Raw genomic sequence first — 26,209 nt, 5'->3', positions numbered from 1 at the left:
CTATTTTACGGATCTGATTCTTTCGTTTTGGGATCGGGTAGGGGATCCCGGCCATCAAGCAACTGCTGGAGGCGAAATAAAAGCCTGAGAGAATCGTTCATTCTTTTTTGGGGAAAGTTTTCACGGAACAGTTCCTGGATATCTCGTTTGAAGATCCTTGCCAGCGTTTTGTCTGCCATGTATTTTAAGTCGTGATTGTTCCTTCCTGTAAAAAGGGCATAGGGTTCTATTGTATAATAGTTTCTGGATACGATAAGCTTTTTGCTTTTGTTTGAACTCATTGCCCTTAGGGCCAGAAGGATCTCACGATCTGCAATGTACAGGTTGATGTCCCCGGAATTGAATTTTTCCGCGTAGTCCAAGTGGCTGTCCAGTTCAACCCGGGTATAGCTCAAATCCTTTCGTCTCAAGTCGGTCTGTTTTTTTAAAATGGTATCAATAGTATTTTCCGTAGTGGTTCCCTTTAAAACCCCCACTTTTAATTCTGAGGCGCTCTGGGTTTCCGGGGTGTACAGTAAAGATGCACCGCTGATAAAAGTATACAGAGTGGTGTTGAACCGGTGCATCCGTTGCAGGGTTACGGTTGTTGCCTCGCATAGGATATGGATATCGCCGTCGTGAAGTTTTGTGAAGCGGTTCTGGGCCGTCACCGGTACCATTTCAATGTCAAAATTGTTTCTGTCGGCAATGGCCTCACACAGGGAAAGGCTGTATCCTCTGTACCGTCCTTTTTGATCAACCTCCCAGGAAAAGGGTGGGCAGTCCTTTCTTACCCCGATTTTGAGAACACCTTCCGTATTTCCAGCCAGGGCACGGGTTTGGAAAAACATAAAAACGAGGAGCATCAATATCCAATAGATTGTTGTGATCAGGTTCACTTTAAATGCTTTCATACCATCCTCCCTTTTTAAGCTTCCTTTGCCTGGTCAAAAGTTGGTTTCACCGTTTTGCCGTTTTCTTCCGTGTTGATCCAGTCCTGCAGAATATAGGACAGGCCGGCGCCGATCAGAAATGAGGATGCGGCCAAATAAATACCGAACACCTCCAGGGTTTTGGATTCCCCCAAGTGCAGGAGGAATTCAAACCCATGGTTCCATATCAGTACGGAAATGGAGACCAGGGCCATGGCCCCTCCCTGGAGGAGCATATATCCCCAGTTAATTTGTTTGGCACGAGGGGTATTTTTCTCTGTGTCCGGATTTGCCTTAGATTCTTTTTCAACCGTTTGGGAGTTTTTTACCCTGGCCATATAAAAACCTGTAAAACAGGCGGATACAGAACCTGGCAGGGCCCAGGGCCATGCATATTGAAACCTTTCAAAGCCCCCTGAGGGAAGCAGGAGAGCAGCAAACAAAAAAACATTCAGGCTGAATCCAAAAAGGAAACAAGTGGAATAGTCGGAAATATATAACCTGTGGGGCTTAGAAAAGTCGAACTGCCTCCTTTCTTCGGTGAGCCATTTTTGGACCGAAAATCCGCCGAATATTCCCAGAATATTCATGGCCACCGAATACAGGCACCAGACCATGATTTTTCCCGTATCATTGGGAACGGGAACCGTTCCCGATTGTGTACCATCCTGAATTGTGTAGAAATAATCGGTCAAATGGTAAATCCCGGTACTTAACAGGGTGACCAAGAGCACGATCCATACCGCCCTGGAAATATATTCCCAGGAGAGGACAGCGATCTGGCCCTCGGGGGCGGCAAGGCCCAGTTTTTTTAACAGTGCATTACGCTCGCGGGTTGACCTGCTGATGGCAAGGGATGCACAAACGGAGATTCTAAGGAGGGCGTTAAGGCAGTCCGACATCTCTTTTTCCAGTTCTTCCCGGTTTTTTGTAAAGTATTCCTTTTCAAATTCCTTGGGTGAATGGGCGTTTTCCCAATCACGGCTAACCCGTCCCAGGGTCTTTGTATCCGGCACGGACTCATCCGGTTTCATGACCTGAAGCATTTTTCTTTTATGCTGCTGGAGATTGTCACTGAGCATATGGAGGGCTAATTTGGCTTCATCCAGATCCTCCTGATACCTTGCAAAGGTTTTTGCAAATATTCTTTTTGTTCTAAGTTCAAAAATTTTTGAAAGCATATATTCGCACTGGGCAAATCCTTTTTCAAGCCGGTCCTTGTTGTGGGCACTGAAACTTTCCCGAGAAATAAGATGATATGGGATTTTTACAATGATTTTTTTTATTGAATTTTCTTCCGGGCAAAAGGCGTCCGGATCCGATTCATACTCTTCAATCAGCTGGTTGGCCTGGGTGGGGATCATGGCAGATTCCTGGAGGCTTTGGCGGAAAGACCTTTCTCGAACGGCAAATACACCGGACCAGATAACCGTAACGATGATCACGGCGTAGGGTACAAGATTGCCCGGGTTCTCTTTCAGTCCAAGGATGAGTTTTTGAAACAGCCCGCTGTGCTGGGTAAAAATTCCCAGATCCATGGAGGCGTTCAGTGAATCGATAAAGAGCTTGGGAAAAAAGACAATCAAAAGATAAAATATCAACATGGTGAAACCGTAAATACACGCCCACCCCATGTACTTGAGCCAGGTGGTGAAATGGCGGGTGGGTTTCGGCCTGAAGCCCGGGGGTGCCCCTTCAGGGCCTGGCCACCGCCCGAATTTCATGACATAGAAAAAGAACACAACAATTCCCCCCAGGATCGCTGGAAAGTCGACCTGGGATGTTTCATCCGAAGAGAACAGGGGATTGCCGATGGCACCCTGTTTTTCGAGGATTTCAGGATGATGGCCTATAAAGATCAAGGCCAGGCAAAACAGGACGGATAAATAAAATATGGTTCTCATGCCACCCCTCCTTTTTATGCTTGAGCGTTTTTGCCCTGGGATTGGAAACAGTCAAACTCCTGAGTTTGAATCAATAATTCCTGAAAGAGAACTTGAAAACAGTATGGCTGGGTATCTGGTAGAGAACTGGCGGGAATATTTAAAATAGAGAAATAGAGGATTGAGGTCCGGATCAAGTATAATATACTCGTATACCAGAGTGAACGAACAAATTCAATGCCGTCGTTATTTATCAGGAAGGGAAGAAAAGGACCTTGTAAACAATCGGATCGTCAAATTGATTTGAATCTGGCAAAGCAGACAAAAGGGCGCCGTTGCTTTAGGGGTGTTTCTAAATTATTCAATGCAGCCAAAATGATCTTAACCCGAAAAATAGGACAAGAGGTTAAGCTATTTTTTAATGGGATTGTGATCTTGATAAATTTGCACCTTACCTTTTTTTTCATTTATTGCCGTTTTGCTGACTATTCTTTTTCCGGTTAACGTTTGAAAATCAGATAGATGAGAAAAAATATAAAATTAAAAAAAATAAGGTTTGACAATGGTTCTAAATTCCTGCATTATTCGCCGGTCTTCAGGAGGACAGACTTTAAACAGCCCTTCGAAAGAAAAAGTTTGATCTTTGAAAATTGGTCAGTGAGAAAAGAAAATGAGCGGGTCTAAGGACCTAAAAGTTTTATCAAAGGATTATAACTGGAGAGTTTGATCCTGGCTCAGAATGAACGCTGGCGGCGTGCTTAACACATGCAAGTCGAACGAGAACGGGATTGCTTGCAATCCTTAGTAGAGTGGCGCACGGGTGAGTAACACGTAGATAATCTACCTTCAAGCCTGGGATAACTATTCGAAAGGATGGCTAATACCGGATGAAGTGTTTTGGCATAAGTTGAAACATGAAAGGTTGCCTCTTCTTGAAAGCAATTGTTTGAAGATGAGTCTGCGGACCATTAGTTTGTTGGTGGGGTAAAGGCCTACCAAGACTACGATGGTTAGCTGGTCTGAGAGGATGATCAGCCACACTGGAACTGACACACGGTCCAGACTCCTACGGGAGGCAGCAGTGAGGAATTTTGCGCAATGGGGGAAACCCTGACGCAGCAACGCCGCGTGAGTGAAGAAGGCCCTTGGGTCGTAAAGCTCTGTCGACAGGGAAGAAATTACTTCATATTAATAGTATGTTGTATTGACGGTACCTGTAGAGGAAGCACCGGCTAACTCCGTGCCAGCAGCCGCGGTAATACGGGGGGTGCAAGCGTTATTCGGAATTATTGGGCGTAAAGGGCGCGTAGGCGGTCTTGTCGGTCAGATGTGAAAGCCCGGGGCTCAACCCTGGAAGTGCATTTGAAACAGCAAGACTTGAATACTGGAGAGGAGAGCGGAATTCCTGGTGTAGAGGTGAAATTCGTAGATATCAGGAGGAACACCGATGGCGAAGGCAGCTCTCTGGACAGATATTGACGCTGAGGCGCGAAGGTGTGGGTAGCGAACAGGATTAGATACCCTGGTAGTCCACACAGTAAACGTTGTTCACTCGGTGTAGCGGATATTAAAATCTGCTGTGCCCAAGCTAACGTGGTAAGTGAACCGCCTGGGGAGTACGGTCGCAAGACTAAAACTCAAAGGAATTGACGGGGGCCCGCACAAGCGGTGGAGCATGTGGTTTAATTCGACGCAACGCGAAGAACCTTACCTGGATTTGACATCCTGTGAATCTTTGAGAGATCAGAGAGTGCCTTCGGGAACACAGTGACAGGTGCTGCATGGCTGTCGTCAGCTCGTGTCGTGAGATGTTTGGTTAAGTCCAGCAACGAGCGCAACCCTTATCGTTAGTTGCCAGCACGTAATGGTGGGAACTCTAGCGAGACTGCCCGGGTTAACCGGGAGGAAGGCGGGGATGACGTCAAGTCCTCATGGCCCTTATATCCAGGGCTACACACGTGCTACAATGGTAAGTACAGAGGGCAGCAAGCCAGCGATGGTTAGCTAATCCCTAAAGCTTATCTCAGTCCGGATTGGAGTCTGCAACTCGACTCCATGAAGTTGGAATCGCTAGTAATCGCGGATCAGCATGCCGCGGTGAATATGTTCCCGGGCCTTGTACACACCGCCCGTCACACCATGAGAGTTGATTATACCCGACGTCGTTGGGCTAACCCTTCGGGGAAGCAGGCGCCTAAGGTATGGTTGATAATTGGGGTGAAGTCGTAACAAGGTAGCCGTTGAGGAATCAGCGGCTGGATCACCTCCTTTCAAAGGAAAGACAAGAAGTATAAGCGCTCAAGCTTAATTTTCACTGGCCAATTTTGAGGGATCAAAACGGCGAAGTATTAGTAGCCGGATCGTTCACTGTTCTTTGACAATTTGTTGTTGTAAATATCAATTGCGCAGTTGTTAAAATTATCATTAACAACTGATTAAAATATAAAGCCAAGGTTTGATTGTTGAATCAGACTGAAAGCTTGACCATTTGATGGAAGGTGAATTTATTCACCCAAGTTAAATATGTTCGCATCAAAGTGTTTAAACTTATTTGTGGTATAGTGGCTAAGCTACTAAGAGCAAACGGTGGATGCCTTGGTGTCAAGTGCAGATGAAAGACGTGGAAAGCTGCGATAAGCTTCGGGGAGGAGCTAAACATCCTTTGATCCGGAGATTTCTGAATGGGGCAACCCGGCATGGTTAATACCGTGTCATCCTAACATGAATACATAGTGTTAGGAAGCCAACGGGGAGAACTGAAACATCTTAGTACCCCCAGGAAAAGAAAGTAATAACGATTTCCTAAGTAGCGGCGAGCGAACGGGAAAGAGCCCAAACCATATACGTGTCAAGCCCAAAAGCGTTGCGTATACGGGGTCGTGGGATGAGATTTGTCAGGGTTTTGGACCTGGCGGAGAGTAAAAAAATTCATTATTAGCTGAATGAGCTGGAAAGCTCGATCAAAGAAGGTGACAATCCTGTAAGCGAAAATAATGGATCTCTCTTATTTTATTCCCAAGTACTGCGGAACACGAGAAATTCTGTGGGAATTTGTGTGGACCATCACATAAGGCTAAATACAACTTGACAACCGATAGCGTACCAGTACCGTGAGGGAAAGGTGAAAAGTACCCCTGTTAGGGGAGTGAAATAGTACCTGAAACCGTTTGCTTACAAGCAGTGGGAGCTTGATCTTCGGATCTTGTGACCGCGTGCCTTTTGCATAATGAGTCAGCGAGTTATTTAGTGTAGCAAGGTTAAGTCGATAGATGTAGCCGTAGCGAAAGCGAGTCTGAAATGGGCGACAAGTTGCACTGAATAGACCCGAAACCAGGTGATCTATCCATGTCCAGGGTGAAGCACAAGTAAAATTGCGTGGAGGCCCGAACCGTCACAGGTTAAAAACTGTTCGGATGAGGTGTGGATAGGGGTGAAAGGCCAAACAAACCTGGAGATAGCTGGTTCTCTCCGAAATATATTTAGGTATAGCCTTATAAGTTTCTTGCCGGAGGTAGAGCACTGGATGGGCTAGGGGTCTCACCAGATTACCAAACCTAACCAAACTCCGAATACCGGTAAGTCAGATTATAGGAGTCAGCCCGCGGGAGCTAAGTTCCGCGGACGAGAGGGAAACAACCCAGACCGCCAGCTAAGGTCCCCAAATCTATGCTAAGTGGAGAAGGATGTGGGAATGCCCAGACAACCAGGAGGTTGGCTTAGAAGCAGCCATCCTTTAAAGAAAGCGTAATAGCTCACTGGTCGAGTGGATCTGCGCCGAAAATGTATCGGGGCTAAAGCATAGTACCGAAGCTGCGGATAGGATTTGATCTACGGATTGAGTTTTATGGTAGGAGAGCGTTGTGCCGTCATAGAATCGTTTACGTGAGTAAATGTGGAGATTGCACAAGCGACCATGCTGACATGAGTAGCGATAAAGCGGGTGAGAGACCCGCTCGCCGATAGCCCAAGGTTTCCTGAGTAAAGCTAATCTGCTCAGGGTTAGTCGATCCCTAAGGCGAGGCCGAAAGGCGTAGTCGATGGAAAACAGGTTAATATTCCTGTACCACCCAGTTGTCGTTTGAGAGAAGGGGGGACGCAGGAGGGCAAGTCATCCGTCTGTTGGAATAGGCGGTTTAAGCTCGTAGGCTGAGAATCCAGGCAAATCCGGATTTTCATTAAGGCTGAGAAGCGATGAGGAGGGATTTATCCCATAAACTGACTGCACCCATGCTGCCAAGAAAAGCCTCTATCGAGATAACAGGTGATCGTACCAAAACCGACACAGGTAGGCAGGGAGAGTATCCCGAGGCGCTTGAGAGAACTCTGGTTAAGGAACTCGGCAAAATGATACCGTAACTTAGGGAGAAGGTATGCCCTTGAATGTGATTAAATTTACTTTATAAGCGTTCGAGGGCCGCAGAGAATTGGTGGTAGCGACTGTTTACTAAAAACATAGGACTCTGCAAAGTCGCAAGACGAAGTATAGGGTCTGACGCCTGCCCGGTGCTGGAAGGTTAAGGGGATTTGTTAGCATTTATGCGAAGCACTGAACTGAAGCCCCAGTAAACGGCGGCCGTAACTATAACGGTCCTAAGGTAGCGAAATTCCTTGTCGGGTAAGTTCCGACCTGCACGAATGGCGTAACGACTTCCACACTGTCTCAACCAGAGACTCAGCGAAATTGGAATGGCGGTGAAGATACCGTCTACCCGCGAAAAGACGGAAAGACCCCGGCACCTTTACTACAGCTTGACATTGGATTTTGGGATATGATGTGCAGGATAGGTGGGAGACTTAGAAGCAGGTACGCCAGTGCTTGTGGAGTTACCCTTGAAATACCACCCTTCATATTTCAGTGTTCTAACGTCGGTCCCTTATCGGGATTACGGACAGTGTCTGGTGGGTAGTTTGACTGGGGCGGTCGCCTCCCAAAGAGTAACGGAGGCGCGCGAAGGTTCCCTCAGGTTGATTGGAAACCAACCATAGAGTGCAAAGGCATAAGGGAGCTTGACTGCGAGAGAGACATTTCGAGCAGGTACGAAAGTAGGTCTTAGTGATCCGGCGGTTCTGAATGGAAGGGCCGTCGCTCAACGGATAAAAGGTACGCCGGGGATAACAGGCTTATCGCCCCCAAGAGTTCACATCGACGGGGCGGTTTGGCACCTCGATGTCGGCTCATCACATCCTGGGGCTGGAGCAGGTCCCAAGGGTTTGGCTGTTCGCCAATTAAAGTGGTACGTGAGCTGGGTTTAAAACGTCGTGAGACAGTTTGGTCCCTATCTTTCGTGGGCGCAGGATATTTGAGGAGATCTGATCCTAGTACGAGAGGACCGGATTGGACCAACCAATGGTGTTCCAGTTGTTCCGCCAGGAGCATTGCTGGGTAGCTAAGTTGGGTATGGATAACCGCTGAAAGCATCTAAGCGGGAAGCCAACTTCAAGATTAGATATCCCATCTATTTATAGACTAAAGACCCCTTGAAGACTACAAGGTTGATAGGCCAGGTGTGTAAGCACAGTAATGTGTTCAGCTAACTGGTACTAATAGGTCGTGAGGCTTAGCCACTTCCTCCACAATTAAGTTTGAACGCTTTAATGCGAAACATATTTAATAGCAAATTTACAGCAACAAGTTTTAGGATTTATGGAACACAAGAAGTAGCACCATTCAAAAGTTCCGGATCCAAACCATCTTAATCTGGTGGTAATGGCAAAGAGGTCACACCCGTTCCCATCTCGAACACGGAAGTTAAGCTCTTTAGCGTCGATGGTACTGCATGGGAGACTGTGTGGGAGAGTAGAACGCCGCCAGATTATTCTTCAAAAAGCCCTGATCATTATTGCAATGATCAGGGCTTTTTGCGTTTGTAACTCTGTCCAAACCATTGTCGATATTCTTGGGTGCTTTTTTTCGCACAGCTTTATCCATTTCCCTCAAACACAATATTTTATGGTGGGCTTCGATTTAAAAAAGTCGAGACTATTAATAATAGTCCACCCCGGCAAACCCGGCCCTGGGGGAGAAAAATCAAAGTCCGCACCACAGCAGGATGGATATCCCCTTCCTTTTATCTCCAATTATAATTTAAAGGGATTTTGATTCATTCGGTCATGCGGTTTCCCATATAGATTAATCTCACACCAAAGACTGCAAATCTTGTTTATACCAGATGTAGTATTCTGGAAATATTTAAAAAGCCCAGACCGGTGAAAGAAACGCTCAGCAAATTGGCGAAATTTGACTCCTGACAGAGAATACCATGAACTATATACTCGCGAGGTAATCGATTCAAGTTTGAGATATTTGTATCAAAAAGCATTCTCAATGTATTCTTAATTTGATATCAATAGTATGAACGGTATACCCTGAAAAATTTGGATTAACTATGTCTCCAGTTTTTTTGGGGGAGGATCACTAAAATCCTTAACTATTTCATTAATGCCTTTGTGGCTTTTTGTATCTGTTTTAGATTATATTGTTTTAAAATGGATGTACTCTCTTCACTTGAAATACCTGAATATCCAAGAGAAAATATGGCTGAATTGGTTTCAGTTTCTCCAAGCAGCACCAGGACATTTCCTTCATTTTCATTGCTGTCATGGGTGTGCATTATCTTGAACCCATCCATTTCAGAGCTTTCAATTTTAATTCCACCCTGGGACATGTTCATTCCCTGGAATGAGGCCATTCCCATTTGCCGGGAAGTAACCATTATCGCCGCATCAATGGTATTATCTCCCTTTTCATAGGATCGGGTAGCATTTGACATTTTTACACCATTCATGTTCATATCCATCTCCATAGCAGGTTCAGCATCCCAGCCCGGGATATCGATGAGAGGGGCTTTCAATGCTTCCGCAGCGAATAGTGATGAAGTAAGTACAAAAAGAAAAACCGTTAGAGAATAAAATGCGATTTTTGGATATGATTTCAAAATAATCTCCTAATTATGGATTATGGTGATTGCTATTAACCAAATGAATTATACATCTATACCATTTGAATAATTTGTTTGACCTGTCATATTCTTTTAAAGTTTTACATATCATAATTTTATCCCCGCAAACAACAATGAAAATAATTTTAGCCAATATCACAGGAATACCCCCTGTCCAAAAAAGTACAAGGTCATTCTTAAGAAGATTTAAAAAATGAGTACTGGCTTTTGTGGGGCTCAGTCGAGACCAATCACAGGGACCCACACATATGGTATATGGCCTTTTTTTAAATTTGAAATTTCATTGAACTCAACTTTATAAGCCTGTAGCGGTGTTATAGGTCATGTTTCCACATTCACGTTGATAATATATACATCACATTTTGGCAGATTCTAAAAAATTTCTTTCCGGAATATGAACAAAAATCAAATGTATCTCCAATTATGTTATTTTTGTCGATACGTCCTGAATCAATTTTATTTTTATCAAAGTTGATTCGTTAAAATATCTTTACAGGCTTTAAGAAAATTGATACCCAATCTTAGTTCTATTATTAAAAAATAGTTGGATATCATTCAAACTTATACGATATACTGACCTGCACAATTATTTGTTGAGCTTAAATAAACAATCCTTTTATCAGGTACATTTTATGAAAGAAGAAATACAAAATCCCTTATTCTAACAACAATTGTTTCTTTTGCGGAAGTGAAAACAAAAAAGGTTTGAATCTTAAATTTTATTGGGACAAGGAAAAGAAAGAAGCATCAACTGAATATATGCCTGCTCAATATTTTGTTGGCCAGGGTGATATACTCCATGGGGCAATTCAAATGGGTCTCCTTGATGAAATAATGGGATGGACCTGTTATATTTGTACAAAAAAAATGGCAGTCACGACTACGCTTGATATTAAATTTTTAAGGCCAACATACATTTGTGGTGAAAAGATAACTGTCACGTGTCAAGTAATTTCCATGGAAGGTGCAAAAGTCAATATGATAGCAACTCTTTCGAACAATGACGGCAAAAAGTGTACAACAGCTACCGGAACGTACCATATTTTACCTTCGAATAAATATGACGATCTTATTCATAATAAATGATGAAAATTTCGTAAGTAATCATACTGTATTGAAATTATGTAAAAAGCCCAACCAGGTGTTTAACGCGGATTCGCTGAACTCGCCGGTTAACTTATCGAACTGATCATAGGAATATGATCAGGTTTTTTTGCGTTTGTAACTCTGTCCAAACCATTGTCGATATTCTTGGGTGCTTTTTTCGGACAGCTTTATCCATTTCTCTCAAACATAATATCTTATGCTGGGCTTCTATTTAAAAAAGTCGAAACCATTATAATAATATTGCTCTTGATAACAGGAAAACTTCAGGGGCCAGACTTTGAATACAAGTAACCACCGGCCGGATTTTTATTCCCGTCACTACTTCCAAAAGAAGTCAACGCCCTTTAATTAAAGGGTTGTTACCCCATAATGATAAACAAAATCCACATTCTAACACAAGCATATGCTGATTTCTTTGTTACCGTAGCCACAGTTAGTCGACGGTTTTATCCACACAGGGCTCATTTTTTGAAGAGCTCCCTTGACAAATTCAGTGAACATAACTATTTAAGTGAACATGTTCACTTAAATAATCAAATATAAATGGAGGATGAAATGGCTGCAAAACCCGACGTTCCTGTGGGCAGAATCCGGGAAAGACAGAAAGCCCAGACCCATGCCCTGATCCTGGAAAGCGCCCGCTACCTGTTCGACACCAACGGGTTTGAGAAGACCACTATCCGGGAAGTGGCCACCCATGCAGAAATTGGGCTGGGGACCTTGTACAAGCATTTCACCAACAAGACCTCATTGTTGGCTGCCGCTCTTTACGACGACCTGGAGCGTCTCTTTCAGAAAGCCACTGCCACCATTCCAAGTCAGGGGACGCTCTCAGAACAACTTCTTCACATGGCCGGGTTCACCTACCGCTACTATACCTCCCGCCCCAGGCTCTCCCGGGAATACCTGAAAAACATCGTGTTTGTGGAAGATGAGTGGGCCGATAAAGTCGAGGCCTTTGACCGTGCCTTTGCCGAAAATGTCACCTCTCTATCCCTGGCAGCCCGAGAGCGAGGGGAAATCGGGCCGGAAAAGGAATGCCGGTACTTGGCCCTTTCACTGATGGCCGACTATTTTTTTGTCCTTGCCCACCTTTTCCTCCGGCAGAAAAGCGACGATGCCGGCCAGATGCTTGATTTACTGGAGAAGATGATGGCCCAGACCCTGAGTTGAAGCCAATTTTCCCATACCGGACCGTGGCCGTCACATTCGACGCCCATGTAAGGGAGCGACGCTGAAAACACTGATATCCATCCCTATGAAATAAAAGGAGTTACCAATGAAACCACATAAAAAAGTACTTATGACCGCAGGCCTCATCAACTTCGGATTGGCTGTCTTCCAGGCAGTCATCGGATTTTCCCCCACTGCAAGCCTCTATTTCGGCGCCCCAAGCGCCTTGACCGAAAATCCCACCCTCTTGATGGGGATAAGCCTTGGAGTGTCGGCACTCCTGATTCTCTTCGGCCTCTATGCCCTGTCAGGGGCAGGCCGGATTCAACCCCTGCCTTGGCTCAAGCCGATCCTGGCCGTTGTTACCTTGCTCTATCTTATCCGGGGCCTTGTCCTGGTGCCCGAGCTTTTCGCTATCTTGGGTCTTCTGGACCTTTCATTCCCTGTGGCTCAGCGGTTCCTCTGGTTCTCTGGAGGGGCACTGCTTCTTGGTTTGCTCCATCTGGCAGGGATTTCCCGGGGATGGGGGGAATTTCCGTCCAGGACATCATGATCCCGCACCCGATTATCCCTTGTCCTTCCCGGTCTTTATCAGAAAAGAAGCATTGAATATGGGGAATAGCTGTTCACCACGTATTAGAAAATATGTTATACTGGTAATGGGTCTTTAAAACTCCCAAATGGCCTCAATAACAAGAATAATATAAAAGCTGATGTACAAAAAGTCAAATGGGGTAAAGACTTCCAAAATAATTATTGGGGATTTTGCTTCAAGGCTTGAGTGGGAACTATAACGTGTAGTCCAGATATTTAATCAAATAAAAAATATCCAAGGCTTGTTGTCGACAATTTTTTGTGACGTATAATTTTGGTATCCTTAATAATTCTGGATTCTGAATACTCAATAATTGGATACTAATTCTTGAGTGCCAGTTTTATCCTTTTAGGGTTTGGGACGGCCAAGACTATGAATACAAGTCTTGACCGGCTGTGTTTTGATTTCAGGCAACATTACCAAAAGAAGTCAACACCTTTGATTTGGAGGGTTGCAGCGACTGTATATAGACACAGTACGCACTGAAAAAACTTAACGATAACTATACAAATCACAACAATTTTTCCGTTAAAAGTTGAAGCCATAAAGGTGTCGAGTTGGAAATAAAGGATGCCTGAATACCATGAGTTTTTAAACAGGTTCTAAGCCGTTACATTTCCTGATTACATTTCATCATATCCATCATATTCTGTGCTTTCTCAATACATGGTATCATCTGTTCCATGCTTTGAATACCTTCTTTTAATTCCGAAAGAATCTGTTTTTTCGTATTTTTATTCCACACGAGAGGATCTTCATCGTCGCTAAACTCATCATCATCTAATCCAAGCTGCTTGGCGAGCCGGGATGATTCTTTTTCACAGTGATCCGCATTTGCTTGGGAAGATGCTTTACTCAAACAGGTTTCCATGTGTTTCATCACTTGAAGCATTTTGGGCATCTGATCTTTTTGCTGCTGCAATTGGTTTTTGCCTTGATTTGAGTTACTCATTGCCTGCATCATTATAGCGGTTTGTTCTGCTTCCGTCATGTTGGGATTGGCATTCATCTGTGCTTGCATGTCCCCCATCATGGCACCAAATTCATTCATCTCTTCACCCTGTTGCAATGCTTGCCCCCCGGACACATAATCGGGTGAAACTTCTATCTTGTAATCAGGTAATTGAAATTTACTGTCGGGAACGGACTTGCTAAACGTTGCTTTAACAGCGATCATGCCACTTTTCATTCCCATCACCTCAGCTTCAATGCGTAAAGGAACCTGCCCCTTATAAAGCCATTGTTTTCCCCCCATAAGGCTCCACACTTCACAGGAGTACCCCAAGACCTTTTCAGTTCCTATTTTTTTACCACCCATTTTTTGCAGCTGCGCTTCACTGTCCGTACTCATATTTTTACCCGAAGCAAGATATTGACTGGCAATGGGGTCGGTTCCCTTATTAATTTTTTTTCTTTCAAAATCAACCGTATATACAGTGACGTGATCAATTTTTTTCATGGTGTGGGCTTTGTCTTCCTTACTCACCATTCCCGACATGGTGGTTGTGGTTTCTTGTTCTTCCAGGGTGACATCACCGTAATTCTTAAAATAGAGTGTGCTACGTCCCCTGGTTTCTGAAATCATACCCAGAACATTACCACCACCGGTCACCTCGTATTCAATCATCCCCGAAGCCAGGGAGTAACGTTTTACTGTTTCAGCCTGGGCCATTGTTGTCATCAAAAGCAGCGCAAAAAGCAGTGTCAGAAATTTTACAGCTCGTGTCATTAATAAGTCCTGTTTTTTTATGGGGTTAGAATTATATAAACAGCCATACAACGTTGCAAGCATGTTGCAAAAAAAAATACGATAAACAAAGAAACAAATTTAGTCAAGACAATGCTCAATCTTCACTGCTTCTTCATGGTTAGGGTACTATTCTTCGACACATATTTAAGAGTATTTCTGCAACTAATGGGGGTTGACTATTGCTTACCAGAGGATTTATTGGGCTTATTTGGGAAGATTTTTTTTAGGGGGATTTCCAATATAGCTTGGGGATAAAATCTGATACCTTTTGAGGAGTTTGATAATTTTGGATATGGTGTGGATTTACAATTAATCCACAGCTTTTTTAAATATCAAATCAAAGCAGATGCTCTTGTGAATTTTTCCCCTATCAGGCCGCTGGGGAAACATTATTTGAGAATAAGTTAATTGTAAAGTGGTTTTGTCTCCAATTATTTTCATGGGATCTTGGCTTTAGATATTGTAATTTCAAATCTGGAACTGAAAAATCTATCCATACCACATCTTGTATCACGGTAAATTTTTAAAAAACCCCGGACTGGTGAAAGAAACACTCGGTAAATTGGGGGATTTGACTCCTGAGCGATTCATACCATGATTGCGCAGTTTCTTTTTTTGAATTTGTGTATCCGAAAATTTTTAATCCCATGAGAAATCATTACGACTATCTGTGATAGCCCGGGTCAGGTTTCCATATTCAAGTTGAAAATAAAAAATCGTTAATGGGACAGTTGATCCGGCTCAAGGATAAGTATCCTAAGATGGAGTATCCAGAAGCCTTAATTATTAAGGATACCAGAAATATACATCAACTGATCTTTCCCTGAAAAAGTGGCCTAACTTTATCTCCAGTTTTTTTGGGGGAGGACCATACCCTGTTTTTTTTGCTAAATAGTCCCTTCAATGGATTTAATCGTTTTATCTAAAGAACCCTTTGGTTTAATGGATTGAGCGATGATTTTAGCTTGGTGGTGGATGCTTGGATTTGAGAAGCAAACGGACAGGGCATTAATCAATCTTTTTGCATTGAACTTTGATCGCTTAATAGGTGGGGCACCTAAGCCTGATTGAAAAATTTTGTATCCATGATAATATTGATCAAGAATATGCGGGACAATCACTTGGGGTTTACCTGAAAGGGCAGCAGCGGCGGTTGTCCCAGCTCCACCATGATGAACAATCACAGATATTTTAGGAAACAGATATTCATGGGGATAGTTTTTTATAAAAAAGATTTCCTTTGGAATTTTAATTTCTAAGGATTGTTTCCAGAATTTTGAAATCACAATTCTCTTTTTTAACTGATTTGCCACATGAATCAGCATAGGAATATGTTTTGCCTGATCCTGGGGTGGCATACTTCCAAATCCAACATAAATGGGTGGGGATCCCTGTTCAAGAAAACGTTCCTTTTCATCATACAACGATCCTCTTTTATTTCAAGAGTCATATACAATTAACCCCTTTGCGTCAAGAAAATCAATTTATCCTGAGTTTACCAGTCCTGCCTTTTGAAACTTCAAAAGATACCGATAGTTATCCATTCATGGAGGAAACCGGCGGAGGGAACAAGGTTAGGTCTTTCTGTTATTCACGGTATTGTAAAAAATTATAAAGATGCTATAACCGTTGAAAGTAGACTTGGCAAAGGGACTGTTTTTTTATACTTACCTTCCATCATTATCTGCAAGGGGTTCAGCGATAATCTTGACAATGAAACGGCAAAGGCGCATGGCATAAAAGACTATCTTCACAAACCTATTTTAATAAATGATTTGTTTTCAAAAGTACGCAACGTTCTTGAAACTGCAAAAGAAATCGGTGCTTTTCAAACATTTGCTAAGGACTCCATATGAAACAGACAGCAGTCACTTCCTTTCAAGTAGCCGGCTTTCGGTTTGAATTGGTCAGATGGTCCATATTTGCCATTCTTATCCTTACCTATATTCTGGTTTATTTTCACCGCATGGCCCCGGGGGTGGTCTCTGAATTTCTCATGGCAGACTTTAAGATCAGCGGTACCCGTCTGGGTGCCCTGTCCGCCATCTATTTTGCCGTTTATGCCCTGATGCAGATTCCATCCGGTGTTATTGCCGATACCCTGGGAACCCGAACATCCATTATTTTCGGGAACCTTATTGCCGGTATTGGTTCGATTCTTTTCGGTATGGCAACTGGGTTTGAAATGGCCTGTGCCGGACGGTTCCTGGTTGGGCTCGGCGTCTCCGTGGTCTTTATTTCCATCATGAAGAACAATTCGGTCTGGTTCCATGAAAAAGTTTTTGGCATCATGAGCGGCCTGACCCTTTTTTTTGGAAACCTCGGGGCTGTCATGGCGGCCGGTCCCCTGGCTCAAATTTTGACGATTTTTCACTGGCGAACTGTTTTCTTAGTGATCGGCGGCATCTCGCTCTGCCTGGCCCTGGTCGGATTTTTATTGGTCAGAAACAAACCCCAGGATATGGGGTTTGAGCCACCCAATACCTATACAGGTCAATTCCAAATTCAAAACAACCATTGGCTGATCAATCTCAAGGATGTGGTCATGACCCTGCGGGTATGGCCCGGGTTCTGGGTGCAGTTTGGCATGATCGGCAGCAGCTATGCCTTTATGGGACTTTGGGGTATGCCCTATCTTCGGGATGTCCATGGCCTGAGCCGTGCGGTTGCAGCCGATCACATGACCATCCAGCTATTAAGTTTTGCCCTGGGTGCCCTGTTTTGGGGGTGGGTGTCTGATAAAACCGGCAGGAGAAAACCCTTTCTTCTATCGGCAGCGATGGCCTATGTCCTGTCCTGGTTTCTGCTCATGTATCTGCCGTGGACACCAGGGATAAGCGGCTTCTGTGTTTTTGCCTTTATGGGATTTTGTGCATCCGGCTTTGTCATCACCTTTGCTGCAGCCAAGGAGATTGTCCATCCACAGCTTTCCGGCATGGGTGTCAGTGTGGTGAACACCGGCTGCTTTATCGGCACCGCCCTGGCCCAACCGCTGATTGGCTATATCGCTGACTTGACCTGGGACGGTACCATGGCAAACGGTGTTCGGATCTACAGCACCAGCGACTACCAGAATGGTTTCATCGCCATGGTCATTTTTTCTATCATCGCCTTGGCAGCAGCCTTCAGAGTTAGGGAAACATATTGCCGGAACAGTTTTACGGTTGAAACAGCATCCTCTCACTCCCGGGGAAATTAGTAAAACTAAGATCCTTGTTGTCCAGTTACAAAAGATGTATCCCATTGAAAATCTTTTAACTTAGCTTGATTTGTTTTTAGAATCTATTTATATATCTAGCCAATACTAGATGAATTCTTAATATTTTGCGGTTAGCAATAGCGGTATTTAAAAAGGAGCACCATGAGATCACTCAAAGAATCTGTTATAAACTGCCGGATAAACATAAATGATGATGATGTTTTTATAGCGCAATTGAATAAGCTTGTTGAAATAAATGGAGATGATACCTATAGAGCAGTTATCCAGATATTAACCGATTGTGATCTTGACGCTTGCGATGCCAAACAAAATTGGCTTGAAATCCTTCAACACAGGGAAAATATTTCCAGAGCTCTGGACAGAAAAATAAGTATAATGACAGCAATCAGTGATTATTTGGGTTCGTATAAAGAATTGTTAAAAGATCATAAAATAGTCGAAATAAATAGCTATGAACAAGCAATTAAAGACTCTACCCACGATCACCTCACCGGGCTGTTCAACAAAGCCTATTTTCAAAGCGCACTTACTCAACACCTTTCTTTGGCAAAACGTAACAACACAGACCTGTCGGTTTTATTTATTGATATCGATAACTTTAAAGAAATTAATGATCAGTTTGGCCATAATTCAGGTGATGTTATCTTAAAAACGGTTGCGCGCATAATTCTCGAAAAACTCAGAACAAGTGATATTTTAGCACGGTTTGGGGGGGATGAATTTGTTGTCCTTATGCCAAATACCTATAAAATAAATGCACTTGTGCTGTCTGAAAGATTACGCAAAACCATTAGCCAAGAGCCAATAAAAATTAAAGAGACCAATTTTGAAATAACCATAAGTGGTGGTGTGGCAGGTTTTCCGGTGGATGCTCAGCGAGCCCAGAATTTATTAGACCTGGCGGACAGTGCCCTCTATCGGGCAAAGGGTGCCGGGAAAAATAGTATTGCTCTTTTTAAAGAAGATAAACGGCGGTTTTTACGCATTAAATTTAACCGTTCGATACAGGTAAAGCAGTTGGGCTTTAATCACACCCGTATATTATCGGGAACAAGTAAAGACATCGCTTTTGGCGGTATCCTGTTTGAAAACAAAGAACAGCTCCCCATCGGTACAAAAATACAGGTCAGTATCCCAATGACCCAAAATTCAGAACCACTTCTTCTTATTGGTACCGTTGTCAGGATCGAAGCGTTTGGCGCAGATATGTATGATATTGGCATGACATTATCTTTTAAAGAGATAGAAAAAACAGCAAAGGATGAAATCTCAAAATTTTTAATTCAGCAGTCAGAGGAGTGTGTTGAAGCACGTAATTGATTGAAATAAATTCCGGACCAAAAAGAAACGATTTCCATCCTGCCCCATCAAAGATCTATGGTTTTAAGCATGAGATCAACAATTTCCTTGACAGAGGTTGTTTGTGTCTCCAGAAGACCCTGGAGGATGAATCCATCCACCACAGCCACCAAAAATTTTGATTTGGCAGAAATTGCGGTTTGGGAACCGGGCATCTTTGCATAGGCTTCATCCACCAGACCAAACCATTGGGAATAGGTTTGCTGGAATCGGTCCTTCAGGGCGTCATTGCCTGAAACAGCTTCCCTGACCAGATACAGGTGGAGGCGGCTGCGGGCCTCGGAGGCGAGCAGGGTTTCAAAAAAGGCGGTGAGAATGCTTTCCCAGGAAAGGGCGCTGTTTCCTTCAATCATGGAAAAAAGTGCCGTGGTCATCCGCTCCATGTGCAGGTCGGCCATGTCAAAGATCAGGTCCGCCTTGCTGGCATAATAATAATAAAGGGTACCCTTGCTGAGGCCAGACGCCTTGGAAATCTGGGCCAGACTGGTTTTGTCCACTCCTCGTTCACTGACCATGGCCATAGCTGTTTCAATTATTTTTTGGCGATTATCCTTGCCGGATCCCTTGGTGGTTTTTGCCATCTAACTCACCTGTTTAACCGTGGGTGATTTGGACAACCGAGGTCCCATGGTAATGGCGTCCACAGGGCAGTCGGCTGCACAGAACCCGCAACCAATGCACAGGGATTCTGTCAGAAAGGGGAAAAGATGGCGGCTGCCCACCTTCTGCAAATTGGAATCCAAAGCACCTGTCGGGCAGGTGTCCAGGCAGATGCCGCAGGATATGCAGGTCTTCAGGTTGAACAAGGGCTTTTCCCAGTCTTGTTTTTTTATCCGCTGGGCCAGTACACCAAAATTATCTTCAACCGATTTTGCAGGGCAGACCCTTCCGCAGGCACCGCATTCAATGCAGATGTCCGGGTTTATCGTGTGAATTCCTTTTTTCTCGCCCACGATCGCATGGGAAGGGCAGATGGTCTGGCAATTTGTGCATCCGATACATGAGTCTAATATGAAATATGCCATGATGTCTCTCTCCTATAATGGGTTAGGCAACTGAAGCGAGCCTTTCAATAGTTTCCTGGGAGGGGATACCGGTTTCCGGGTCCCAACCGAACAAGGTCCAATAATCTTTCATCATGGTATCAATATCAACACTTCGGCCTTTGTTGGCCCCGCGGATCTGGGGAGGCAGTCCCAGGAGGCGGTCACTTATCTTACTGTCCTTTGGCAAAAGGCCTTGGCGGACGTTGAATGCCTGCTTTAAGGTCTGGATATTGGTGCCGATTTCCATGTATTGCTCCGGGGTCAGGTGCCAGCCTGTGGCGGCATTGAGCCAGTCAAAGATCCGGATCCGGCGTGAGCCAAGAAACCCTCCGAACAGGCAGACACCGGCACCGTTCATGACGTTCAGGTACTGGGAGTTGGCCTTGCCGATCTGGGCATGTTTGATATTTTTTTTGTACTTGCTGCTTTTCATATAAGCGGGTCCCATTTTAGGAACGGTTTTTACCTGTTTCCAGAGTTGGTACATTTCATAGTAAAGGCCGGCGCCATTGGTATGACGGCCTGGGGCAGGTTCCACGCTGTAATGGAGGGCAAATCCCGGGTCATTTCGTGGATCATGCATGGCAGGTTCCTGGCCCCCGGCATGGATGGCAATTTTGTCAGCACCTTTGCCGATGCGGTCTGCGGCAATTTTTACCCCGTCTGCCAAAATGTCCCCGATACCTTCCCTGGCGATCATCTGTTCAATGAGAAATTCAATGGCCGAAGGATCCCCCCATTTAAGTTCGACACCCATGGTATCCCGGGTGGTGATAATACCTTGTTCAAAACATTCCATGGCAAAGGCCACGGCATGGCCGGCGGAGATGCTGTCCATACCGGCCCGGTTGAGCAGTTCATTGAGATAAAAGACCGAGTCCATGTTCTTGTTCATGACAAAGCCGCCCAAAGAGAGGACGGTTTCATATTCTGGCTTGTGGGTTTCAGAAAATTTGCCATCGGTTTTGCAGATGCCGCCGCATCCTAAGGGACAGGAATAACAATGGAATTTGCTCTCCTCTTTTCGGGTAAAAACATCTGGATTGGAACTGCGGCTTTTGAAAAATCCCCAGTCTTTATTGGTGCCATTCCAGTTTTTAATAGGGGAATCTCCCATTTCAACGGACATCTGGTTCAGGGAGACGGTTCCCCATTTTCGCAGGAGTATTTTGTAAAGCAGCCCATCCTGTGTCAGGACGGCGGGCATCATGCGCATGAGGGCACCAATGGGGGCGGTGAGAAATCCCGGTACAAAGGGGGGCTGGAACTGGACCCAGCGGTTGCAGATCTGGCTGAGCCGTTTGATTTCTTCCCGGTTGTGGACGCTGATTCGTTGAGTCCCTGCCAGCACCAGGGCTTTTAGCTTTTTGGACCCCATGACAGCTCCCAGGCCGGACCGGGCTGCCAGGCGCCCCTTGTCCGTTGAAACTCCAGAAATTAGGGATAATTTTTCACCGGATTGGCCAATGCAGGCCACCCGGGCATTTCTATTGTCCAGGTCGTTTAAAAGCTTGCTTTCGGTTTCCACGGCATCCATGCCCCAGACCCCTGTGGCATCCCTTAATTCCATGGTGGTATCATCCACATAAAGATAGACAGGATTTGGACTGATACCCTTGAAAAAGATGCCGTCAACCCCGCAGCGTTTAATGGCCGGGGAAAAACTGCCCCCGCAATTGGCTTCCCCCCAGCCCTGGGTCAGGGGGGATTTGCCGACCACCATCCATCGGCCTGTGAACAAAGACCCGGTTCCGGTGAGCAACCCCGATACAAATCCCAGGAGGTTGGCAGGTCCCAGGGGATCGGCACCGGCTGGAATTCTATGGTATAGCAGGTGGGCGGCAAGTCCCATACCCGATAAAAATGATTCGTAGACAACCGGGGAGAGTTCCTCTATCTGGATTTTCCCCGTCGTCAGGTCCACATTCATGATTTTTCCCATATAGCCCTTGTTTCGTTTGTCCATTTGATTTGCTCCTTATCCGTGTTTGGGGTTGGATCCGGCTGTTTTGTTGTTAATGGGAATTCCTTCCCAAGCCGCCCTGAGAACCATGAAGCAGTCTTCAAAATCCATGTCTTCCGGATTAAAAAAGAGGGTCCCGTCTCCCAGGGCAGTCTTTGCGATCTCCTCTAACTTTTTCTCCGGGACCATGGGGGTTCCCTGTTTGTCTGTTATCTCTTTAAAACAGGTGGCATGGGCACCTTTTGTGACCCGGTTAAGGTTTTGGTTGAGTTCGCGTATGAAGGCAATGGTCTCACGTGCCCTGTCTTTTTTTGGAGTGCAGGCATATTTTTCTTCCCCTGCCAGGGGGAGAAGCAGTTGGGCAATGCGATCTTTGGTTTTGTGAAGATTGTATTCCAGGCCATGGGGCAGGAGAATGGCCATGCAGGTGCCGTGGGGTACATGGCAGACAGATCCCACGGAGTGGCCCAATGCATGGACCATGCCCACAGTTGAATTGGAAAAGGCAATTCCGGCCATGGTGGCGGCGGTTGCCAGGGCCAGGCGGCCTTGCTTGTCTGCGGGGTTTTGAATTACCGGGAAAAGATGGCTGCAAATGAGTCGGATGGCTTCAAAGGCATGGGCATCGCTCAGGGGGTTTTTTGCGAGCATGACCCAGGCTTCCACTGCATGGGCCAGGGCATCCATGGCCGTGGCTGCCGTGATATGGGGCGGAAGGGTCAGGGTCATTCGTGAATCAATGATGGCGGCATCGGGCAATAAAAAATAGGAGCCAAATATCATTTTCCGGTTGTTTTCAGGGTCGGCAATCACAGCGGCCATGGTTACTTCAGAGCCGGTTCCTGCGGTGGTGGGGACGGCGATGAGGGGGTTTAATTTTCGCTTAAGGGCGCCGGCCCCTGTGAATTCCATGAGATCCTCGGCTTTTTCTGAAACCAGGATATTGATCCCCTTGGCCGTGTCAAGGACAGAGCCTCCGCCCACGGCAATGATGGCATCACAGCCTTTTTCTCGGTAAACAATAGCCAGGTGGTTGACCACCTTTAAATCTGAATCAGGGGGCACCCCGTCTTCAATTGTTCTAATGGCAAGTTTGTCATCCATTGCCCCAATGACAATCTCCACAAGGCCCGCCGCCCGTACACCCTTGTCCGTCAGAATCATGGGTTTTTTCGCATTCATGGCAAAGAGCAGGTCTGGTATCTTTTCAAGGGCGTCGTGGCCTGCTACCATGTTCACCCGGCAGCAAAATTCATAATAATCGGGTATGTACATAATTTCTCCTTTATGCCGGTTTCAGGCAATCCCTGTTGTGTGGCAGGCTGTCAAGGGCATGGGTCAGGATGGCCTGGGCCTTTTGGGGATCAATGCCCTGGATATCGGTCCCAGGGGGTTCGTGGGAAAACAGGGTCTGGGCCAGGTCGGATATTGCCTGCTTGTCCAGGTGGGTATCCGCCAGGGTCCGGGGGGTGGTGCCCAGGGAAATTCGGTAAACTTCATTGAGAAGAGACTGGATTTTCTGGATGGCCACCCCTGGGCGCTGGGGCCCGGGAATTGTACAAAATTCATCTGGTCCGGCCAGGGCCAGGGCCAGATTTCCAAGCGCAGCCCTGTCCTTGGCCAGAAGATCCAGGATCGTTGGAACAAGGATGGCCATGGCCTGTCCCGGGGAGACGTTGCAATGGCTTGCCAGAATCTTGCCCAATTGAACGCTGAGCAGTCCCTTACAATTGGCCATTATAATTCCCGTGATCACAGAGGCATGGGTGAGGCGTGCCAGGTGGCGCCCGTCTGTTTTTTTGCTTAATTTGTTGCCCGGTTTTATACCCGATTTTATATTTGGGGCCTCTTGGCAAGCGATCATGTGGGTTGCCAGGGGGAGGAAATTTTCCATTATAAGCTCAATGCCGGCGGTACAATAGGCCCTGGCCGGTGGATTGCCTGACAGTACATGGGCTTCACAGCAGGCAGACAGGCAGGTCAGGCTTGCATTGATAAGGGTGTCAGATGTGTCCTGGGTGAGTATTTGAGGGTCTATTATTGCCAGGTCTGGTGCCAGAAAGGGAGAACTGAATGTATTGCCATTAAACTGGGCAATGGTGTCTGTTTCCATGCCGGTTCCCATGCCCGTGGGAATATAGGCAAAGGGGGCCAGGGGCCGGGTGACCCGGGTCATGTCGGTGGTTTTCAGGGCGCCGGTTTCTAAGGTGACTGTTTTTAAGGCGACTGGTTTTAAAGCATCCGGGCCCAGGGTGACGGCGATATTAAGGGCCTTGGCCAGGTCAATCACTTTTCCGGTCCCAAGGGCAATGATGGCGTCAAATCCTTTATCAATATATATTTTATAAAATTTTTTGAGAAATTCAATCTCTTTGTCGGCATCCTTGTCCTCGTGGAGGGGAGGGCAGATGCCAAGGGTCATGCCTGATTCTTTGAAGGCCTGTGTCAATGGTTTGGTGCACCCCCCAAGATGGGCATCTTTGTCCAGGAGGACCAGGGGCTTTTGACTCCCCATACTGAACAGATCAAAGGGCAGATGCTCCAGACCGTTCATTCCAAACCCGATTTTGGTCCGGCATAAAAAGGTGAAATTGCCTGTGCTCATGATGGCTGCCTTGCTCCTATTATAGGGTTTTGTTTTAAATTCCCGCTTTAAATTCCCGCTTTAAATTCCAATGACAGTTCTGATCAAGACCATCGCTCTGTCAAAGGTATGGCGTTTCAGGGACCATCGGGGATATCGTTTGATGGCCAGTTTCGCAATGGCTTTGGGGAGCAGATAAACCTGGACGATGTCCAGAATTCTGACGGCTGCACAGGCCTGGGGGACATCACCGCTGACGATCATGCGATCCCTTGAATTGGCAGTGGGGGTGCTTTCCTGAAAGGTAAAAAGGACAAATAGATTTTTCATACTTTTCAGGGTCATTTCAAGGTTTGCCGGGTGTTTGGCCAGATTGCTTCCCAGATACCGAACCTTTCCCCTGTCATCCTTTCCTACTATCATATAGGGGCCATTGGGAAAAGCTCCCAGAGAAAAGGTGTAGCCAGCCGGCATGTCGTTGAATTCTTCTTTTACCTGTTTGTCCACCCGGGCGGCTGCCTGGATGGCTCTTCCAACAAACCAGAGCATGATGCCAAGGTAGATTCGCTGGAATGGTTTTCGTTTGGGTTTGATTTCAATGAGTGCTTCCATGGTCCTCCCCCCTCTTTTTTTAAAGATTTAGAAATCTTTAGTGACCCTGCTTTAGTGACCGGTATCTTTTAGTCGGTCAATCAACCGACTAAACAATATAAAAAGTTTTCTTGATGACTGTCAATACTTTTTCTTAGAATCCCAAAGGATTATGGTAAATTATGCGCAAAAATATGTTATAAGAACCCCAATTTGAATTTATAAAATGCGAGGAAGGATCATGTTAAAAAAAGAAATTCAAGATGGTATTGTGATTGCCCAATTAAGCGATAAAAAGACCAATGCAATTACCCTGGAAACACTCAAACAGATCAAAGAAATCGTTACCGAAGTAAATGCAAAAGATGACCTGAAGGGGATTATTTTAACAGGGGAGGGCCGCTTTTTTTCAAGTGGATTCAGTCTGCCCATGTTTATGGAATTTGAAACACCCGAGGAGGTTATTTCATTTTTTACGGAGCAAGAAGAGATTCTCATGGGTTTCTTTACTTGTAAAAAACCCGTGGTGTGCGCCATAAACGGCCATTGTGCTGCCATGGGGATGATACTGGCCATGGCTTCGGACTATCGGATTGTCAAAAACCATCCCAAAATTAAGCTGGGTATGAGTGAGATCAAGATCGGGCTGGGGCTGTCCATTGCCCAGTCCGGCATTATGCGGTTCGGACTTGACAGTGATAAACGATTCAGGGATGTCATGTATTTTGGTGATATGGTGGATGTGACAAGGGCCAGGGAAATGGAAATTGTGGATGAGGTGGTTGAAGAAGAAAACCTTATCCCCCGGGCAAAGCAAATCATTTCCCTGTGGATTGATACCCCCAATCGCCCCTTTATCCAAATTAAACAGTCTCTTAAAGCCGTTGCGGCCGGACAGATTAATCGATTGCTTAAAGAAGAAAACTGGCAGGATACCATGGCCCGGACCCTTTTGAGCAAGGATGTCAAAGCCACCCTGGCCTTTGTCCAGGCCAGCATGGAACCTAAAAAATAGACCTCAGAGTTGTAAAACGTGGGTTAACTTTGCCCATTGCTCTTTTTTTAAGG

18 protein-coding genes and 3 rRNA genes are annotated in these 26,209 nt (G+C 45.5%); 10 read left to right on the top strand and 11 right to left on the bottom strand.

What is annotated here, in order from left to right:
- Window positions 1-5: 5 nt before the first annotated feature.
- Window positions 6-893 carry a transporter substrate-binding domain-containing protein gene (locus ACZ45G_RS24985; RefSeq protein ID WP_464173275.1) on the bottom strand — a complete coding sequence of 296 codons (888 nt, stop codon included), beginning with the start codon at window positions 891-893 and terminating at the stop codon, window positions 6-8.
- Window positions 894-907: 14 nt separating this feature from the next.
- On the bottom strand, window positions 908-2,815 hold the full coding sequence (locus ACZ45G_RS24980) for a hypothetical protein (protein ID WP_464173273.1): 1,908 nt from the start codon (window positions 2,813-2,815) through the stop codon (window positions 908-910).
- A 690-nt stretch (window positions 2,816-3,505) separates the two neighbouring features.
- On the opposite strand from ACZ45G_RS24980, the gene ACZ45G_RS24975 reads away from it, so the two are divergent.
- The 3 genes from ACZ45G_RS24975 (at window position 3,506) to rrf (ending at window position 8,608) form a co-directional block, all read left to right on the top strand.
- Window positions 3,506-5,065 (top strand): 16S ribosomal RNA (locus ACZ45G_RS24975).
- A 292-nt stretch (window positions 5,066-5,357) separates the two neighbouring features.
- Window positions 5,358-8,360, top strand: a 23S ribosomal RNA gene (locus ACZ45G_RS24970).
- 131 nt (window positions 8,361-8,491) lie between these two features.
- Window positions 8,492-8,608 (top strand): 5S ribosomal RNA (rrf, locus tag ACZ45G_RS24965).
- The 16S, 23S and 5S rRNA genes sit together here, the layout of an rRNA operon.
- Before the next feature lie 614 nt (window positions 8,609-9,222).
- Here the strand turns inward: rrf and ACZ45G_RS24960 are convergent.
- Window positions 9,223-9,729: a hypothetical protein gene (locus tag ACZ45G_RS24960; protein ID WP_464173272.1), complete on the bottom strand. Its 507-nt coding sequence runs from the start codon at window positions 9,727-9,729 to the stop codon at window positions 9,223-9,225.
- Window positions 9,730-10,458: 729 nt separating this feature from the next.
- Here ACZ45G_RS24960 and ACZ45G_RS24955 point away from each other — a divergent pair.
- The 3 genes from ACZ45G_RS24955 to ACZ45G_RS24945 all read left to right on the top strand — a co-directional run bounded on the left by ACZ45G_RS24955 (window position 10,459) and on the right by ACZ45G_RS24945 (window position 12,586).
- Window positions 10,459-10,839 carry a PaaI family thioesterase gene (locus tag ACZ45G_RS24955; protein WP_464173271.1) on the top strand — a complete coding sequence of 127 codons (381 nt, stop codon included), beginning with the start codon at window positions 10,459-10,461 and terminating at the stop codon, window positions 10,837-10,839.
- Window positions 10,840-11,415: 576 nt separating this feature from the next.
- Window positions 11,416-12,033 carry a TetR/AcrR family transcriptional regulator gene (locus ACZ45G_RS24950; RefSeq protein WP_464173270.1) on the top strand — a complete coding sequence of 206 codons (618 nt, stop codon included), beginning with the start codon at window positions 11,416-11,418 and terminating at the stop codon, window positions 12,031-12,033.
- A 106-nt stretch (window positions 12,034-12,139) separates the two neighbouring features.
- Window positions 12,140-12,586: a hypothetical protein gene (locus ACZ45G_RS24945; RefSeq protein ID WP_464173268.1), complete on the top strand. Its 447-nt coding sequence runs from the start codon at window positions 12,140-12,142 to the stop codon at window positions 12,584-12,586.
- Between the two features lie 652 nt (window positions 12,587-13,238).
- On the opposite strand, the gene ACZ45G_RS24940 is transcribed toward ACZ45G_RS24945, so the two are convergent.
- Both ACZ45G_RS24940 and ACZ45G_RS24935 read right to left on the bottom strand, forming a co-directional pair.
- On the bottom strand, window positions 13,239-14,357 hold the full coding sequence (locus tag ACZ45G_RS24940; RefSeq protein WP_464173267.1) for a hypothetical protein: 1,119 nt from the start codon (window positions 14,355-14,357) through the stop codon (window positions 13,239-13,241).
- A gap of 908 nt (window positions 14,358-15,265) precedes the next feature.
- Window positions 15,266-15,802, bottom strand: a complete 537-nt coding sequence (locus ACZ45G_RS24935) for a glycosyltransferase (RefSeq protein ID WP_464173266.1) — start codon at window positions 15,800-15,802, stop codon at window positions 15,266-15,268.
- Between the two features lie 87 nt (window positions 15,803-15,889).
- Here ACZ45G_RS24935 and ACZ45G_RS24930 point away from each other — a divergent pair, with 87 nt between their 5' ends.
- The 3 genes from ACZ45G_RS24930 to ACZ45G_RS24920 all read left to right on the top strand — a co-directional run bounded on the left by ACZ45G_RS24930 (window position 15,890) and on the right by ACZ45G_RS24920 (window position 18,918).
- Window positions 15,890-16,234 (top strand): hypothetical protein, encoded by a 345-nt coding sequence (locus tag ACZ45G_RS24930; protein WP_464173265.1) that lies wholly within the window; start codon window positions 15,890-15,892, stop codon window positions 16,232-16,234.
- Window positions 16,231-17,577: an MFS transporter gene (locus tag ACZ45G_RS24925; protein ID WP_464173263.1), complete on the top strand. Its 1,347-nt coding sequence runs from the start codon at window positions 16,231-16,233 to the stop codon at window positions 17,575-17,577. Before ACZ45G_RS24930 ends, ACZ45G_RS24925 begins: the two co-directional genes overlap by 4 nt.
- Window positions 17,578-17,739: 162 nt before the next feature.
- Window positions 17,740-18,918, top strand: coding sequence for a diguanylate cyclase (locus tag ACZ45G_RS24920; protein ID WP_464173262.1), 1,179 nt, complete (start codon window positions 17,740-17,742; stop codon window positions 18,916-18,918).
- Between the two features lie 47 nt (window positions 18,919-18,965).
- On the opposite strand, the gene ACZ45G_RS24915 is transcribed toward ACZ45G_RS24920, so the two are convergent.
- Genes ACZ45G_RS24915 through ACZ45G_RS24890 form a run of 6 tightly spaced genes read right to left on the bottom strand, consistent with a single transcriptional unit; the run spans window position 18,966 to window position 25,162 of the window.
- A complete protein-coding gene (locus tag ACZ45G_RS24915) occupies window positions 18,966-19,538 on the bottom strand; it encodes a TetR/AcrR family transcriptional regulator (RefSeq protein ID WP_464173260.1) in 573 nt (190 codons plus the stop codon).
- The gene (locus ACZ45G_RS24910; RefSeq protein ID WP_464173259.1) at window positions 19,539-19,982 is read right to left on the bottom strand and encodes a 4Fe-4S binding protein; all 444 of its coding nucleotides are present in this window, start codon (window positions 19,980-19,982) and stop codon (window positions 19,539-19,541) included. It lies immediately after the preceding gene.
- Window positions 19,983-20,004: 22 nt separating this feature from the next.
- Window positions 20,005-21,969, bottom strand: a complete 1,965-nt coding sequence (locus ACZ45G_RS24905) for an aldehyde ferredoxin oxidoreductase family protein (protein ID WP_464173258.1) — start codon at window positions 21,967-21,969, stop codon at window positions 20,005-20,007.
- A 12-nt stretch (window positions 21,970-21,981) separates the two neighbouring features.
- Window positions 21,982-23,241, bottom strand: coding sequence for an iron-containing alcohol dehydrogenase (locus ACZ45G_RS24900; protein ID WP_464173257.1), 1,260 nt, complete (start codon window positions 23,239-23,241; stop codon window positions 21,982-21,984).
- Between the two features lie 10 nt (window positions 23,242-23,251).
- Window positions 23,252-24,571, bottom strand: coding sequence for an iron-containing alcohol dehydrogenase (locus tag ACZ45G_RS24895; protein ID WP_464173255.1), 1,320 nt, complete (start codon window positions 24,569-24,571; stop codon window positions 23,252-23,254).
- A 60-nt stretch (window positions 24,572-24,631) separates the two neighbouring features.
- Window positions 24,632-25,162 carry a hypothetical protein gene (locus tag ACZ45G_RS24890; protein WP_464173254.1) on the bottom strand — a complete coding sequence of 177 codons (531 nt, stop codon included), beginning with the start codon at window positions 25,160-25,162 and terminating at the stop codon, window positions 24,632-24,634.
- Between the two features lie 220 nt (window positions 25,163-25,382).
- On the opposite strand from ACZ45G_RS24890, the gene ACZ45G_RS24885 reads away from it, so the two are divergent.
- Window positions 25,383-26,156, top strand: coding sequence for an enoyl-CoA hydratase/isomerase family protein (locus ACZ45G_RS24885; RefSeq protein ID WP_464173253.1), 774 nt, complete (start codon window positions 25,383-25,385; stop codon window positions 26,154-26,156).
- Window positions 26,157-26,209 lie beyond the last annotated feature (53 nt).

This window comes from Desulfoconvexum algidum (assembly GCF_055382125.1).
The sequence above is the reverse complement of the archived record's forward strand: the minus strand, read 5'-3'. Positions and strand labels throughout refer to the sequence as shown.